This window comes from Streptomyces sp. DH24, assembly GCF_029813775.1.
Lineage (GTDB): Bacteria > Actinomycetota > Actinomycetes > Streptomycetales > Streptomycetaceae > Streptomyces.
Genome location: NZ_JARVKW010000013.1, coordinates 61,101 through 76,704, shown reverse-complemented (window position 1 = coordinate 76,704; position 15,604 = coordinate 61,101). Strand labels below are relative to the sequence as shown.

Annotated in this window: 10 protein-coding genes and 1 pseudogene; 8 read left to right on the top strand and 3 right to left on the bottom strand. The window is 73.4% G+C overall.

The genetic code is table 11. The features are described from left to right. Positions 1-49: 49 nt before the first annotated feature. The 3 genes and pseudogenes from QC282_RS13235 to QC282_RS13225 all read left to right on the top strand — a co-directional run. Positions 50-1,024: pseudogene (locus tag QC282_RS13235) on the top strand (glycoside hydrolase family 3 protein); the annotation flags it as partial. Between the two features lie 30 nt (positions 1,025-1,054). Then, positions 1,055-2,638 (top strand): 3' terminal RNA ribose 2'-O-methyltransferase Hen1, encoded by a 1,584-nt coding sequence (locus QC282_RS13230; RefSeq protein WP_279549573.1) that lies wholly within the window; start codon positions 1,055-1,057, stop codon positions 2,636-2,638. After that, entirely contained in the window at positions 2,635-5,193 is a 2,559-nt protein-coding gene (locus tag QC282_RS13225; protein WP_279549503.1) for a polynucleotide kinase-phosphatase, read from the top strand. The genes QC282_RS13230 and QC282_RS13225 overlap by 4 nt, the downstream gene beginning before the upstream one ends. Before the next feature lie 361 nt (positions 5,194-5,554). Here the strand turns inward: QC282_RS13225 and QC282_RS13220 are convergent, their stop codons facing one another. Both QC282_RS13220 and QC282_RS13215 read right to left on the bottom strand, forming a co-directional pair. After that, positions 5,555-6,451 (bottom strand): hypothetical protein, encoded by an 897-nt coding sequence (locus QC282_RS13220; protein ID WP_279549502.1) that lies wholly within the window; start codon positions 6,449-6,451, stop codon positions 5,555-5,557. Next, positions 6,448-7,518, bottom strand: a complete 1,071-nt coding sequence (locus tag QC282_RS13215; protein ID WP_279549501.1) for an SPFH domain-containing protein — start codon at positions 7,516-7,518, stop codon at positions 6,448-6,450. Before QC282_RS13215 ends, QC282_RS13220 begins: the two co-directional genes overlap by 4 nt. Positions 7,519-7,673: 155 nt before the next feature. Here QC282_RS13215 and QC282_RS13210 point away from each other — a divergent pair, with 155 nt between their 5' ends. From QC282_RS13210 to QC282_RS13200, 3 genes are all read left to right on the top strand, one after another. Then, complete coding sequence (locus QC282_RS13210; RefSeq protein ID WP_279549500.1) at positions 7,674-8,915, top strand: arginine deiminase; 1,242 nt, start codon at positions 7,674-7,676, stop codon at positions 8,913-8,915. Between the two features lie 103 nt (positions 8,916-9,018). Beyond that, positions 9,019-10,026, top strand: a complete 1,008-nt coding sequence (argF, locus tag QC282_RS13205) for an ornithine carbamoyltransferase (protein ID WP_279549499.1) — start codon at positions 9,019-9,021, stop codon at positions 10,024-10,026. A gap of 220 nt (positions 10,027-10,246) precedes the next feature. Next, positions 10,247-11,599: an amino acid permease gene (locus QC282_RS13200; RefSeq protein WP_279549498.1), complete on the top strand. Its 1,353-nt coding sequence runs from the start codon at positions 10,247-10,249 to the stop codon at positions 11,597-11,599. On the opposite strand, the gene QC282_RS13195 is transcribed toward QC282_RS13200, so the two are convergent. Next, a complete protein-coding gene (locus QC282_RS13195) occupies positions 11,556-12,008 on the bottom strand; it encodes an ATP-binding protein (protein WP_279549497.1) in 453 nt (150 codons plus the stop codon). The two genes, QC282_RS13200 and QC282_RS13195, sit on opposite strands and share 44 nt — an antisense overlap. A gap of 309 nt (positions 12,009-12,317) precedes the next feature. On the opposite strand from QC282_RS13195, the gene QC282_RS13190 reads away from it, so the two are divergent. Both QC282_RS13190 and QC282_RS13185 read left to right on the top strand, forming a co-directional pair. Beyond that, positions 12,318-13,145 carry an enoyl-CoA hydratase family protein gene (locus QC282_RS13190; protein ID WP_279549496.1) on the top strand — a complete coding sequence of 276 codons (828 nt, stop codon included), beginning with the start codon at positions 12,318-12,320 and terminating at the stop codon, positions 13,143-13,145. Between the two features lie 2 nt (positions 13,146-13,147). Then, positions 13,148-15,586: a bifunctional salicylyl-CoA 5-hydroxylase/oxidoreductase gene (locus QC282_RS13185; RefSeq protein WP_279549495.1), complete on the top strand. Its 2,439-nt coding sequence runs from the start codon at positions 13,148-13,150 to the stop codon at positions 15,584-15,586. Positions 15,587-15,604 lie beyond the last annotated feature (18 nt).

Genomic DNA, 15,604 nt, shown 5'->3' with positions numbered 1-15,604 from the left:
CGACCCCGCCCACGACATCGACACCAGGGTGACCGCCCTGATCGACGCCATGACCCTTGAGGAGAAGATCGCCCAGCTCTACGGGGTCTGGGTCGGCGCCTCCGACGAGGGCGGCGAAGTGGCGCCCCACCAGCACGACATGGAGGAGGCCGTCGACCTGGAGGCGCTGCTGCCGGCCGGCCTCGGCCAGCTGACCCGCCCGTTCGGCACCGCCCCCGTCGACCCGGCGCTCGGCGCGCTGTCCCTGCTGCGCACCCAGACCCGGATCGCCGCCGCCAACCGCTTCGGCATCCCCGCCGTCGCCCACGAGGAGTGCCTGGCCGGCTTCGCCACCTGGGGCGCCACCGCCTACCCGGTGCCACTGTCCTGGGGCGCCACCTTCGACCCGGAACTGATCCGCCGCATGGCCGCCGCCATCGGCCGGGACATGCGCGCCGTCGGCGTCCACCAGGGCCTCGCGCCCGTCCTCGACGTGGTGCGCGACGCCCGCTGGGGCCGCGTGGAGGAGACCATCGGCGAGGACCCGTACCTCGTCGGCACCATCGGCACCGCCTACGTCCAGGGCCTGGAGTCCGCCGGACTCGTCGCCACGCTCAAGCACTTCGTCGGCTACTCCGCCTCCCGCGCCGGACGCAACCTCGCGCCCGCGCCCATGGGCGCCCGGGAACGCGCCGACGTGCTGCTGCCGCCGTTCGAGATGGCTCTGCGCGAGGGCGGCGCCCGCTCCGTCATGCACGCCTACACCGACACCGACGGCCTGCCCGCCGCGGCCGACGAGGACCTGCTGACCGGGCTGCTGCGCGACACCTGGGGCTTCGACGGCACCGTCGTCGCCGACTACTTCGGCATCGCGTTCCTCAAGACCCTGCACGGCATCGCCGGGGACTGGGCCGACGCCGCGGGCGCCGCGCTCCGGGCGGGCGTCGACATCGAACTGCCCACCGTGAAGACGTTCGGCGCGCCCCTGGCCGAGGCCGTCACCGCGGGCCGCGTCCCGGAGAAGCTCATCGACCGCGCGCTGCGCCGGGTCCTCACCCAGAAGGCCGCGCTCGGGCTGCTCGACCCGGACTGGAACCCGGTGCCGCCCGCGCTGGAGGGAGCCGACCTCGGTTTCCTGCTGCACAAGCACCCCGACAGGGCGCAGGCGTTCTCCACCTCCCACGGCACGGCCCACGTCCTCTACCCCGAGGCGGACGCCGAACGCTGCACGGCGGCGCTGCTGCTGGAGGTGGACGCGGTGGCACTGGTCCGGCGCGGCCGGGGCAAGGGCCGCGGCGGCGCCCCGGACGCGGCCCTCGCGAACTACGTCAACGACCGGCCGTACGCCGCGTCCTCCCTGCTCGCCGTGGCGCTGAGCAGCGTCTTCTCCAGCGCGATGCGCGGGGTGTGCCACGCCCGCCCCGAACTGCCGGACCAGCCAAGCCCGTTGCGCGTGGAGGTGCCCGCCCTGCCCGCCCGCGGCGGCGCCGACCTCGTACGACGTCTCTTCGAGCCGCCGGGCTGGACGGTCACCGTGGAGCCCGTGCCGCTGGACACCGAGTTCCCCGAGTGGGGCGACTCGCGGTACGTGCGGCTCGTCCTGGAGTCGGACACGCTGACCGTCGCCGAGGCCCTGCGTCACCTGTACGTCCTGCTGCCGGTCCTGGACGACGCCAAGCACTACTGGGTGTCCCCGGACGAGGTCGACAAGCTGCTGCGGGCCGGTGACGGCTGGCTGGCCGCCCACCCCGAGCAGAAGCTCATCGCCGGCCGCTACCTGTCGCGCCGCTGGTCGCTGACCCGCCAGGCCATGGAACGGCTTGAGCTGGTCCGGCTGGCCGAGGCCGACGACAGCGAGGTCGAGGCGATCGACAACGCGGTCGCGGCGGAGACGGAGACCGAGGAGCGGCCGGCCCCGCTCGCCGAGCAGCGCCGGGACGCCATCGTGGCCGCGCTCCAGGCGTCCGGCGCCGCCCGCGTCCTCGACCTCGGCTGCGGCCAGGGCCAGTTGGTGCAGACGCTGCTGAAGGATCCGCGGTACACGGAGATCGTCGGCGTCGACGTGTCGATGCGGGCCCTCACCATCGCCGGGCGGCGGCTCAAGCTGGACCGGATGGGGGAGCGGCGGGCCGCACGCGTGAAGCTGCTCCAGGGCTCCCTCGCCTACACCGACAACCGCCTCAAGGGCTACGACGCCGCCGTGCTCAGCGAGGTGATCGAGCACGTCGACCTGCCGCGGCTGCCCGCCCTGGAGTACGCGGTGTTCGGCGCGGCCCGCCCCCGCACCGTCCTCGTGACCACGCCGAACGTCGAGTACAACGTCCGCTGGGAGAGCCTCCCGGCCGGGCACGTCCGGCACGGCGACCACCGCTTCGAGTGGACCCGCGCCGAGTTCCGCACCTGGGCCCGGTCGGTGGCCGAACGGCACGGCTACGACGTGGAGTTCGCGCCGATCGGCCCCGACGACCCGGAGGTGGGCCCGCCCACGCAGATGGCGGTGTTCACGCTGAGCGCCGACGCGGACGGGAAGCACACCAGGAACCGCACCACCACGACCCGGAACAACGACAGCGACCGGAACGACCGGAACGACAAGAGCGACCAGAGCGACAAGAGCGACAAGAGCGAGAAGAGCGAGAAGGAGGCGAAGGCGGCATGACCGAGAACGGGACCGTGACCAAGGCCCCGAAGGGGCGTGCCCTCCCCGTCACCGACCTCTCCCTCGTCGTGCTCGTCGGCGCCTCCGGCTCCGGCAAGTCCACCTTCGCCCGCCGGCACTTCAAGCCGACCGAGGTGCTCTCGTCCGACTTCTGCCGCGGCCTGGTCTCCGACGACGAGAACGACCAGGGCGCGACCCGCGACGCCTTCGACGTGCTGCACTACATCGCCGGCAAGCGCCTGGCCGCCGGCCGCCGCACGGTCGTCGACGCCACCAGCGTGCAGCCCGAGGCCCGGCGCCAACTGGTCGAACTGGCCCGCAGGCACGACGTACTGCCGATCGCCGTCGTGCTCGACATACCGGAGGAGGTGTGCGCCGAGCGCAACGCGGCCCGCACCGACCGCGCCGACATGCCGCGCCGGGTCATCCAGCGCCACATCCGCGAACTCCGCCGCTCCCTGCGGCACCTGGAGCGCGAGGGCTTCCGCAAGGTGCACGTGCTGCGCGGCGTCGAGGAGGTCGAACGGGCCACCGTCGTCACCGAGAAGCGGTTCAACGACCTGACCCACCTGACCGGCCCGTTCGACATCATCGGCGACATCCACGGCTGCTCCGCCGAACTGGAGGCGCTGCTCGGCAAGCTGGGCTACGTCGACGGCGTGCACCCCGAGGGCCGCACGGCGGTCTTCGTCGGCGACCTCGTCGACCGCGGCCCGGACAGCCCGGGCGTGCTGCGCCGGGTGATGGCGATGGTGAAGTCGGGCGACGCGCTGTGCGTGCCGGGCAACCACGAGAACAAGTTCGGCCGCCACCTCAAGGGCCGCAAGGTCCAGCACACCCACGGCCTGGCCGAGACGATCGCCCAGATGGACGGCGAGAGCGAGGAGTTCAGGCAGGAGGTACGGGCGTTCATCGACGGGCTCGTCAGCCACTACGTCCTGGACGGCGGAAAGCTGGTCGTCTGCCACGCCGGTCTGCCCGAGAAGTACCACGGCCGCACCTCCGGCCGGGTCCGCAGCCACGCCCTGTACGGCGACACGACCGGCGAGACCGACGAGTTCGGGCTGCCGGTGCGCTACCCGTGGGCGGAGGACTACCGGGGCCGCGCGGCCGTGGTGTACGGCCACACCCCGGTCCCGGAGGCCACCTGGCTCAACAACACCATCTGCGTGGACACCGGTGCCGTGTTCGGCGGCAAGCTGACCGCGCTGCGCTGGCCGGAGCGCGAACTGGTCGACGTACCGGCGGAGCGCGTGTGGTACGAGCCGGCGAAGCCGCTGCGGTCCGAGGCGCCCGGCGGGCAGGACGGCCGGCCGCTCGACCTGGCCGACGTGCGCGGCCGGCGTGCCGTGGAGACACGGCACGCGGGCCGGGTCGCCGTCCGGGAGGAGAACGGGGCCGCCGCGCTGGAGGTCATGAGCCGCTTCGCGGTGGACCCGAGGCTGTTGCCGTACCTGCCGCCGACGATGGCGCCGACGGCGACGTCGCGGATCGAGGGGTACCTGGAGCACCCGGCGGAGGCCTTCGCGCAGTACGCCGGGGACGGGGTGGCGCGCGTCGTGTGCGAGGAGAAGCACATGGGGTCGCGGGCCGTGGCGCTGGTGTGCCGCGACGCCGGGACGGCGGCGAAGCGCTTCGGCGTGTCCGGCCCGACCGGTGCCCTGTACACCCGCACCGGGCGCCCCTTCTTCGACAACGCGTCCGTCACCGAGGAGGTCCTCGCCCGGCTCCGCGCGGCGGTGGACGAGGCCGGCCTGTGGACGGAGCTCGGCACCGACTGGCTGCTGCTGGACGCCGAGTTGATGCCGTGGTCGCTGAAGGCGTCCGGGCTGCTGCGCTCGCAGTACGCCGCGGTGGGCGCCGCGTCGGGGGCGGTGTTCCCGGGTGCGCTGGCCGCGCTGGAGGGCGCGGCGGCGCGCGGCGTCGACGTGTCGGACCTGCTGACGCGGCAGCGCGAGCGGGCGTCGGACGCGGCGGCGTTCACGGCGGCGTACCGGCGCTACTGCTGGACCACCGACGGCCTGGACGGTGTGCGTCTCGCACCGTTCCAGATCCTCGCCGTCCAGGGCCGCAGCCTCGCCGGGCTCGGGCACGACGAGCAGCTCGCGCTGATCGACCGGCTCGTGGAGCACGATGGGAGCGGCCTGCTGGCGACCACCCGGCGGCTGTACGTCGACACCGGCGACCCCGAGTCGGTGCGCGCCGGCGTCGACTGGTGGCTGGAGATGACCGGCCGGGGCGGCGAGGGCATGGTGGTCAAGCCGCTCGGCGCGCTGGTGCGCGACCCGAAGGGCCGGCTGGTGCAGCCGGGCATCAAGTGCCGGGGCCGCGAGTACCTGCGGATCATCTACGGTCCCGAGTACACGCGCCCGGAGAACCTGGCCCGCCTGCGCAACCGCTTCCTCAACCACAAGCGGTCGCTGGCGGTCCGCGAGTACGCCCTCGGCCTGGAGGCCCTGGACCGCCTCGCGGACGGCGAGCCGCTGTGGCGGATCCACGAGGCGGTGTTCGGCGTGCTGGCACTGGAGTCGGAGCCGGTGGACCCCCGGCTGTGACGGGCGGCCACGCCCACCGGGGCGTGGCCGCGAGGCCGACCGCGGAGCCGGCCTCGCGGCCAGGGTGGCCCCGGGCGGCCACCCGCGCCCACCCTGGCCCACCATTCCCCACCCGCGCCCGCCCGTGCCGCTCCGGCGGCACGAGGGGGCGCGGGTCGTGGGGTGTCGCTGTTCGGGTGACCGTCGCCGCGCGGGTCGCAGCGTGCCGCTGCTCGGCCGACTGCCGCCCAGCGGGTCGCGGCGCGCTGCCGACTGCCGTCCCGCGGGTCGCGGCGCGCCGCCGCCCCGCCGACCGGCGTCCCGCCGCCCCGCCGTCCCGCCGACCGGCGCCCCGGCGTCCCGCCGACCGCCGCCCCGCCCCTCAGACCACCAGCCGCAGCCGTGCCGCGCACACCCCGATCCGCACGGACTGACCCCAGGTCAGTTCCAGCGCGTCGGTCTCCATGCCGTCCCCGAAGGCGACCAGCCGTTCGGACTCGACGGTGAGGTGCAGCGCGGCGGGGGCCGTCAGTTCGCCCGCGACCAGTGACGTGCCGGTGGCGGGCGAGGGCCAGGCCTCGCGGACGAACCACAGCAGGCGGGTCTCGGCCGGACCCGGCAGCGGCAGTCCTCCGCCCCGCTCCTGCCACACCGACCGGATCCAGCCGGTCGCCCCCGTCCCCGTACCGACCAGCACCCCCGAGGAGGCCTGGGCCTCGGCGACACCCCCGTCGCCGTCGAGGCCCAGGCGGTACCTGGCCGTCGCGTGTCCCGCGGCGCCCAGGTAGATCTCGTTGAGCGCGACCAACCGCTGCGTGTCGTCGGCGACCGCCTCGACCATCGTCAGGTCGTCCGTCACCGCCCCCGTGAGCACCGACCGCAGCAGCGCGCCCGCGTCGTCCACCGCTTGCCGCACCAGCACCCCCGGATTGCGCCCCGGGTCCGTGTCGACGCCGATCACCGGCTGGTCCGCGAGGTACTTGGCGACGTTCGCGACCAGCCCGTCCTGCCCGACCACGACCACCACGTCCTCCGGCGCGAAGAGGAACCGGTCCAGATCGCGCCGCTCGACGCGTGCCTGACGCCACGTCAGCGGGACGGCCGAGGCGACCTCGGCCAGCGCCCGCCTCGTCCGGTGGTGGCGCGCGGCGATCTCCTCGATGTCCCGGCCGCGGGACGCGAGGAAGAACGCGGCCTGCCCGTGCGTGCCGTGCCGGGCCACCAACTCCTCGTACTCCGTGGTGCGGTGGACGAGCACGACGCGCGGCGCGAGGCTCACGCCCGCCCCCCGTCGCCCAGCCGGGCCAGCAGTCCGGTCAGCACGTCCGGCGACACGGTCACGCTGTCGATCCGCGGCAGGTTCTCCGCGAGCCGTGCCCCGGTGAGGGCGTGCAGGGTCGCCACGTCGACGTCGCCGTGGACGCGCAGCCACGCGGCCTGCGCCTGCGCACGTGCCTCGCCGACCTCGCGCGCACCTTCCGCCTCGGCCTTGGCCAGCCGTACGGAACGGGTCGCCTCCGCCTCGGCCAGCCGTACCGTCCGGGCGGCCTCCGCCTCCGCGAGCCGTACCGTGCGGGCCCCCTCCGCCTCGGCGCGCACCGCGTCGGCGGCGGCCCGCTCCTCGGCCTCGCGGCGGGCGTTGGTGCCCTGCTGCTCGACCAACCGCTCCTCGCGACGGGCCAGTTCGATCTTGCTGGCGAGCTCGTTCTCGGCGATGGCCCGCTCCCGCTCGACGGCCACCGCCCGCCGCTCGTACGTGGCGCGGTCGGCGTCCTGCTGGATCAGCTCGCGGGCCGGTGTGCGCAGCGCCCGTTCGACCTCCGGCTCCGGCCTGAGCGCCACGACCCGCACGGCGACCACCTCGATGCCGGTGGCGGGCAGCCGGGGCTCGGCCGCGAGGCCCGTCGCGGCCCGCTCGCGCACCGCCGCGACACCGTCCACGAGCGCGGTCGCGAGCGGCGTGCGGGCCAGGACGTCGAGGGCGTGCTGCTGGGCCGTCTCCGTCAGCAGCGTGCCCAGTTGCTCCAGCGGCGCGCCGCGCCAGGCGCCGGTGTCCGGGTCGATGGAGAAGTCCAGCCGTTCGGCGGCGAGCGCGGGATCGCCGATGCGGTAGGTGACGGTCGCCTGCACCGTCACGTCCTGGAAGTCGGAGGTGCGGGCGTGGAAGGTCATCGCCAGTTCCCGGTCGTCGACCGGGACCTCGGACAGCGCGGCGGTCAGCGCCCGGTACCAGAAGCTCAGGCCCGGGCCGTCGTGCACGAGCCTGCCGGACCGGTGGTGCCTCACGTGCGCCGTCGGAGCGCCGCGCAGATGGCGCCAGCCGAGGCGCCGGGTGATGTCGGCCATGGGACCCCCTCGCTCATTTCGTCAGTCGGACGATAAGCCGATGAGCCGCTTATCGTCAAGGGGACGAAAAAGGGAGGGGGTGGAATGGGCAACAGGAGGGGGCGGAATCGGCGGAGCGGTGGGTGAAGACGGTCCGCGGTGGTCAGGATGGAGACATGGGATTCCACGTCGACTCCGAGGCCGGGCGGCTGCGCCGCGTCATCCTGCACCGGCCGGATCTCGAGCTCAAAAGGCTCACCCCCAGCAACAAGGACGCCCTTCTCTTCGACGACGTGCTGTGGGTGCGCCGGGCGCGCGCCGAGCACGACGGGTTCGCGGACGTGCTGCGCGACCGCGGGGTCACCGTCCACCTCTTCGGCGACCTGCTCACCGAGACCCTTGAGGTCCCCGAGGCCAGGACCCTGGTACTGGACCGCGTCTTCGACGAGAAGGAGTACGGCCCGCTCGCCACCGACCACCTGCGCGCCGTCTTCGAGTCGCTGCCCCCCGCCGCTCTGGCCGAGGTCCTGGTCGGCGGCATGACCAAACGGGAGTTCCTGGACGCGCACCCCGAACCGACCTCCGTGCGCTTCCACGCCATGGACCTGGACGACTTCCTGCTCGGACCGCTGCCCAACCACCTCTTCACCAGGGACACCTCCGCCTGGATATACGACGGCGTCGCCATCAACGCCATGCGCTGGCCGGCCCGGCAGCGCGAGACCGTGCACTTCGAGGCGATCTACCGGCACCACCCCCTGTTCCGCGACGAGGGCTACGGCAAGGGCTTCAACGTCTGGTCCGAGGGCCAGGCCGACTACCCGTCGACCATCGAGGGCGGTGACGTCCTCGTCATCGGCAACGGCGCCGTCCTCATCGGCATGAGCGAACGCACCACGCCCCAGGCCGTCGAGATGCTCGCGCACAAGCTGTTCGCCGCCGGTTCCGCCACGACGATCGTCGCCCTCGACATGCCGAAGCGGCGGGCGTTCATGCACCTCGACACCGTGATGACCATGGTCGACGGCGACACCTTCACGCAGTACGCCGGGCTCGGCATGCTCCGCTCCTACACCATCGAACCGGGCGCCGGCGAGAAGGAGCTCAAGGTCACCGACCATCCGCCCGAGCACATGCACCGCGCGATCGCCGCCGCCCTCGGCCTCAGCGAGATCCGCGTCCTGACCGCCACCCAGGACGTCCACGCGGCCGAGCGCGAGCAGTGGGACGACGGCTGCAACGTCCTCGCCGTCGAACCGGGCGTCGTCGTCGCCTACGAGCGCAACGCCACCACCAACACCCATCTGCGCAAGCAGGGCATCGAGGTCATCGAGATCCCGGGCAGCGAGCTCGGCCGCGGCCGGGGCGGTCCGCGCTGCATGAGCTGCCCCGTGGAACGGGAGGCCGTCCACGCGTGACGCCGCGAGGACAGGAGGGTGACTGTATAGAAATGCCTAACGTCGTATAGACTTCCAAGGGTCCCTGTCCCTTCCTGTCCACGCACCCCTGGAGCGCCCCCCCATGGCGACAGTCCCGACCGCCCTCGCCGGGCGCCACTTCCTCAAGGAGCTCGACTTCACCGCGCAGGAGTTCCTGAGCGTGATCGAGCTGGCCGCCGAGCTGAAGGCCGCCAAGAAGGCCGGGACCGAGACACGGTACCTGCGCGGCAGGAACATCGCGCTGATCTTCGAGAAGACCTCGACGCGCACCCGCTGCGCGTTCGAGGTCGCCGCCGCCGACCAGGGCGCGTCCACGACGTGCCTCGACCCGTCCGGCTCGCAGATCGGCCACAAGGAGTCCGTGAAGGACACCGCCCGCGTACTGGGCCGGATGTACGACGCGATCCAGTACCGCGGGGACAGCCAGGCCAAGGTCGAGGAACTCGCCGCGTACGCCGGCGTGCCCGTCTACAACGGCCTCACCGACGACTGGCACCCCACGCAGATGCTCGCCGACGTCCTCACCATGACCGAGCACAGCGGCAGGCCCGTGACCGAGATCGCCTACGCCTACCTCGGCGACGCCCGCTTCAACACGGGCAACTCCTACCTGATCACCGGCGCCCTGCTCGGCATGGACGTGCGCATCGTCGCCCCGAAGTCCTACTGGCCCGCCCAGGAGATCGTCGACCGGGCCCGCGAACTCGCCGAGACCTCCGGCGCCCGCATCACGCTCACCGAGTCGGTCGCCGAGGGTGTGCGCGGCGCCGGCTTCGTCGTCACCGACGTGTGGGTGTCCATGGGCGAGCCGAAGGAGGTCTGGGACGAGCGGATCGCGAGCCTCGCCCCGTACGCCGTGACCATGGACGTGCTGCGCGCCACCGGCGACCCGGACGTGAAGTTCCTGCACTGCCTGCCCGCCTTCCACGACCTCGGCACCAGCATCGCCCGCGACATCCACGAGCGGCACGGCCTTCAGTCGCTGGAGGTCACGGACGAGGTGTTCGAGTCGGCCCACTCGGTCGTCTTCGACGAGGCGGAGAACCGGCTGCACACCATCAAGGCCCTCCTGGTCGCCACACTGGCCTGATCAGGCCTTATTCTGTCCGGCGGCCCGGAGCCACCCATTCCGCGGCCGTCGCCCGCGGCGGAACCCCGCCGCACCCCGCACCACCAGAAACGAGCACCACCCGCATGCCCGCCACCAGCACCACCCGCGCGCCCGGCACGCGCGCCCCCGCCTCAAGTCCCCCGCCCTCCTCGTCGCCGAATCCGGCGCCGACCGCGAGGGCCACGGCCTGAAGCGGACGATGGGCCTCTTCCAGCTCGTCTGCTTCGGCGTCGGCGCGATCGTCGGCACCGGCATCTTCGTCGGCCTGTCCGACTCGGTCGCCCAGGCCGGCCCGGCCGTCGTGGTGTCCTTCCTGCTCGCCGCGCTCACCTGCGTCCTGACCGCCTTCGCCTTCGCGGAACTGGGCGGCGCCATCCCGGTCGCCGGCTCCTCGTACTCCTTCGCCTACGCCGGACTCGGCGAGACCACCGCCTTCCTCGTCGGCTGGTGCCTGCTCCTGGAGTACGGCGTGTCCGTCTCCGCGGTCGCCGTCGGCTGGAGCCAGTACGTCAACGAGCTCCTGAACAGCGTCCTCGGCATCCAGCTGCCGGCCGCGCTGTCCGCAGGACCCGGCGAGGGCGGCGCGGTCAACCTGCCCGCCGTCCTCGTCATCGCCATGGCCTGCGTGCTGCTGGTGCGCGGGGTGCGCGAGAGCGCCCGGGCGACCGCCGCGATGGCCGTGCTCAAGCCCGCCGTGCTCGTCGCGTTCTGCGCGATCGGCCTCACCGCATTCCGGGACGGCAACCTCAGCCCGTTCTCCCCGGCCGGACTCGGCGGCATCGGCGCGGGCACCACCGCCGCGTTCTTCTCGTACATCGGCTTCGACGCGATCACCACCGCCGGTGAGGAGGCGAAGAACCCGCGCCGGGACATCCCCGTCGCGATCCTCGTCTGCATCGGCCTGGTCACCCTGCTGTACTGCGCGGTCGCCCTCGCCGCCATGGGCGCCGTCGGCGGCGACGCCGTCGCCGACCGGCCCGCCGCGCTGTCCTACGTCGTCAACGAGGTCACCGGCTCCACGATCGGCGGCGGGATCGTCGCCTTCGGCGCGGTCGTCGCCATCGCCTCGGTCGTGCTCGCCGTGATGTACGGCCAGACCCGCATCCTGATGTCGATGTCCCGCGACGGGCTCATCCCGGGCGTCTTCGCGAAGGTCTCGCCGCGCACCGCCACCCCGGTCGCCGGCACCCTGATCGTCGGTGTCGTCTTCGCCGTCCCGGCGGCCTTCGCCCCGCTGGACGCGGTGGTCGACCTGTGCACCGTCGGCACCCTCGCCACCATGGCCGTCGTCAACGTCGCCGTGCTCGTGCTGCGCCGCCGCGAACCGGGCCTCGCCTGCACCTTCCGCGTGCCGTTCTTCCCGGTCACGCCGCTGCTGGGCGTCGGCTTCTGCCTGTACCTGATGTACGAGACCGGCGTCGGCACCTGGATCCGGTTCGCCGTGTTCCTCGCGGCCGGACTCGCGCTGTACGCCGCCTACGGGCGCCGCAACTCCCGGCTCGCCCGGCTCACTCCGAGCGACGCCGCTGAGCGGGAACCACAGGCAGTCTGAACCACACCGCCTTGCCGGACTCGGTGGGGCGGTGCCCGCAGGACGAGCTCAGGGTGCGGATCAGCAGCAGACCGCGCCCGTGCTCCTGCCACGGGTCGGGCGCCTCCAGCACCGGACGGGTCAGGTCGAGCGGCGGCGCCGGGTCGGGGTCGTGCACCTCGACCTGGCAGCCGGTCGGCAGCAGCTCCACGACCAGCTCTATCGGGGCCTCCCCGGTGGTGTGCTCGACCGCGTTCGCGACCAGCTCCGCCGTGAGCAGCTCGGCGGTGTCGCAGTCCGCGGACTGCTCCACCTCCGCCAGCGCCGTGCGGACCAGAGCACGCGCGACCGGCACCGCGGAGGCGGCGTGGGGCAGGGCGATGCGCCAGGAGGCGGGAGCGGGGGAGTTGTGCACAACGGGTCCGTTCATGAGCAGGCTGTCCTGCTTTCAACCGTATGAATGGTACGGGGCCGCCCGGCAGAGGCGTCCGGCGGGCACCGTACGGGACCTTCGGCCCCGTCGCCGTGCGGCTTACCCGCGGCAACGCCGCGCCGCTCCCGCGTGCTCCCGCCGTTACGGGCCTGTCGAGCAGCCGTGACGGACGTGACGGACGTGACGATCACCGGCCGGGGCGCGCGAGCCGTGTATCGCGCACTCGTGACGACAGTCACGGATCGGTGATAGCTTCGATGGGCAGAGCTCAGTGAGGCAGTGTCCCGCCCGAGGAGGCCGCACGTCATGAGTCCCTTCACCGGCTCCGCCGCCCCCACCGCCGACTGGCGGCACCTGCGCGTCGACCTCACCGACGGCGTCGCCACCGTCACCCTCGCCCGCCCCGACAAGCTCAACGCCCTGACCTTCGGCGCCTACGCCGACCTGCGCGACCTGCTCGCCGAGCTGTCCCGCACCCGCGCCTGCCGCGCCCTGGTGCTGGCCGGCGAGGGACGCGGCTTCTGCTCCGGCGGCGACGTCGACGAGATCATCGGCGCCACCCTCGCCATGGACGCCGCCGAGCTCCTCGACTTCAACCGGATGACCGGCCAGGTCGTGCGGGCGGTACGCGAATGCCCGTTCCCCGTGGTCGCCGCCGTCCACGGCGTCGCCGCGGGCGCCGGCGCGGTCCTCGCCCTGGCCGCCGACTTCCGGGTCGCCGACCCCACCGCCCGCTTCGCCTTCCTCTTCACGAGGGTCGGCCTGTCCGGCGGCGACATGGGCGCCGCCTACCTGCTGCCCAGGGTCGTCGGCCTGGGCCACGCCACCCGCCTGCTGATGCTCGGCGAACCGGTCCGCGCCCCCGAGGCCGAGCGGATCGGCCTCATCAGCGAACTGACCGACGAGGGCCACTCCGACAACGCCGCCCGCAACCTGGCCCGCCGCCTGGCCGACGGGCCCGCACTCGCCCACGCCCAGACGAAGGCCCTGCTCACGGCGGAACTGGACATGCCGATGTCGGCAGCCGTCGAACTGGACGCCTCCACCCAGGCCTTCCTGATGACGGGCGAGGACTACCGGGAGTTCCACTCGGCGTTCACCGAGAAGAGGCCTCCCAAGTGGAGGGGGCGCTGACCATGGCAGCCGACACCGGGGCACCGGCCTCAGGGGCACGGGACCGTACCAACACGCGGCCCCGCCGCGAGGCGCCACGGGCCACGACCAAGCCGCACCCGCGCGACGGGGCGAGCGGGCCCCGGCGCATCGCCGTCATCGGCGGCGGCCCAGGCGGCCTCTACACCGCCGCCCTGCTCAAACGCCTCGACCCCACCCGAGAGGTCACCGTCTGGGAACGCAACACCCCGGACGACACCTTCGGCTTCGGCGTGGTCCTCTCCGACGAGACCCTCGGCGGCATCGAACACGCCGACCCCGAGGTCTACGCGGCCCTCCAGCGGCACTTCGTCCGCTGGGACGACATCGACATCGTCCACCGCGGCACCCGCCAGACCTCCGGCGGCCACGGCTTCGCCGCCCTCGGCAGGCACCGCCTGCTGAAGATCCTGCACGACCGCTGCCGCGCCCTCGGAGTGGACCTGCGCTTCAGCACACCGGCCCCGCACCCCGGCCGGCTGGCCGAGACGTACGACCTCGTCGTCGCGGCCGACGGCGTGCACAGCGCGACCCGCGACGCGTACGCGGACGTGTTCCGCCCCGGCGTCACGAGCCACCGCTGCCGCTACATCTGGCTCGCCGCCGACTTCGCCTTCGACGCCTTCCGCTTCGAGATCGCCGAGACCGAGCACGGCGTGATGCAGCTGCACGGCTACCCCTACGCCCGCCCGTCGCCCGGCCACCACCCCTCAACGAAGCCCTCCGGGCCGCAGGAACAAGGCGCCTCCACCGTCATCGTCGAGATGCGCGAGGAGGTGTGGCGCGCGGCCGGATTCGACGAGCTCGACGAGCGGGAGTCGGTCGAGCGCTGCGCCAAGATCTTCGCCGAGGCGCTCGGCGGACGCCCCCTGCGGTCCAACAACTCGGCCTGGACCACGTTCCGCACGGTCGTCACCGAGCGCTGGTCGCACGGCAACGTCGTCCTGCTCGGCGACGCCGCCCACACCGCCCACTTCTCCATCGGCTCCGGCACCAAGCTCGCCGTCGAGGACGCCCTCGCCCTCGCCGCCTGCCTGACCGAACAGCCCTCGCTCCAGCGGGCGTTGGCGGCCTACGAGGAGGAACGCAAGCCGGTCGTCGCCTCCACCCAGCGCGCCGCCCGCGCCAGCCTGGAGTGGTTCGAGAACCTCGCCCGGTACCTCGACCAGCCGCCCCGCCGGTTCGCCTTCAACCTGCTCACCCGCAGCCGCCGCGTCACCCACGACAACCTGCGGCTGCGCGACGCCCGCTTCACGGAGGCCGTGGAGCGCGAGTTCGGCTGCCCGCCCGGCACACCGCCGATGTTCACGCCGTTCCGGCTGCGCGGGCTGACCCTGCGCAACCGCGTCGTCGTGTCCCCGATGGACATGTACTCGGCCGTGGACGGCGTCCCCGGCGACTTCCACCTCGTCCACCTGGGCGCGCGGGCCCTCGGCGGCGCCGGGCTGGTGATGACCGAGATGGTGTGCGTCAGCGCCGAGGGCCGCATCACCCCGGGCTGCGCCGGCCTCTACACCGGCCGGCAGGCCGAGGCGTGGCGGCGGATCGTTTCCTTCGTGCACGAGCGGGCGCCGGGCACCGCGATCGGCGTGCAGCTCGGGCACAGCGGACGCAAGGGCTCGACCAGGCTGATGTGGGAGGGCATGGACGAGCCGCTGGACGACGGCAACTGGCCGCTGGTCGCCGCGTCCCCGCTGCCGTACACCCCGCGCAGCCAGACCCCGCGGGCGCTCGGCCGCGCCCAGCTCACCGACATACGGGAGCAGTTCACGAGCGCCGCCGTGCGCGCGGCCCGCGCCGGGTTCGACCTGCTGGAACTGCACTGCGCGCACGGCTACCTGCTGTCCGGCTTCCTGTCCCCGCTGACCAACCTGCGCACCGACGCCTACGGCGGTCCGCTGGAGGGCCGGCTGCGCTTCCCGCTGGAGGTGTTCGACGCCGTACGGGCGGTCTGGCCGGAGGAACGCCCCATGACCGTCCGGATCTCCGCCACCGACTGGGCCGACGGCGGCACCACCGCCGAGGACGCCGTCGAGATCGCCCGGGCCTTCGCCGCGCACGGCGCCGACGCGATCGACGTGTCCACCGGGCAGGTCGTCGCCGACGAACGCCCGGAGTTCGGGCGGTCGTACCAGACGCCGTTCGCGGACCGCATCCGGCACGAGGCGGGCGTCCCGGTGATCGCGGTCGGCGCGATCTCCTCCTGGGACGACGTCAACTCCCTGATCCTGGCCGGTCGCACGGACCTGTGCGCGCTCGCCCGCCCGCACCTCTACGACCCGCACTGGACGCTGCACGCGGCGGCCGAACAGGGCTACACCGGCCCCGGCGCCGCCTGGCCTGCCCCCTACCGGGCCGGCAGCAGGCCCCCGCGCACCGGACGCACGGACGCCCCCAAACCCCGGCTCAGCCTGTCAGGGTGAGACCGGGTGAGACCGGGG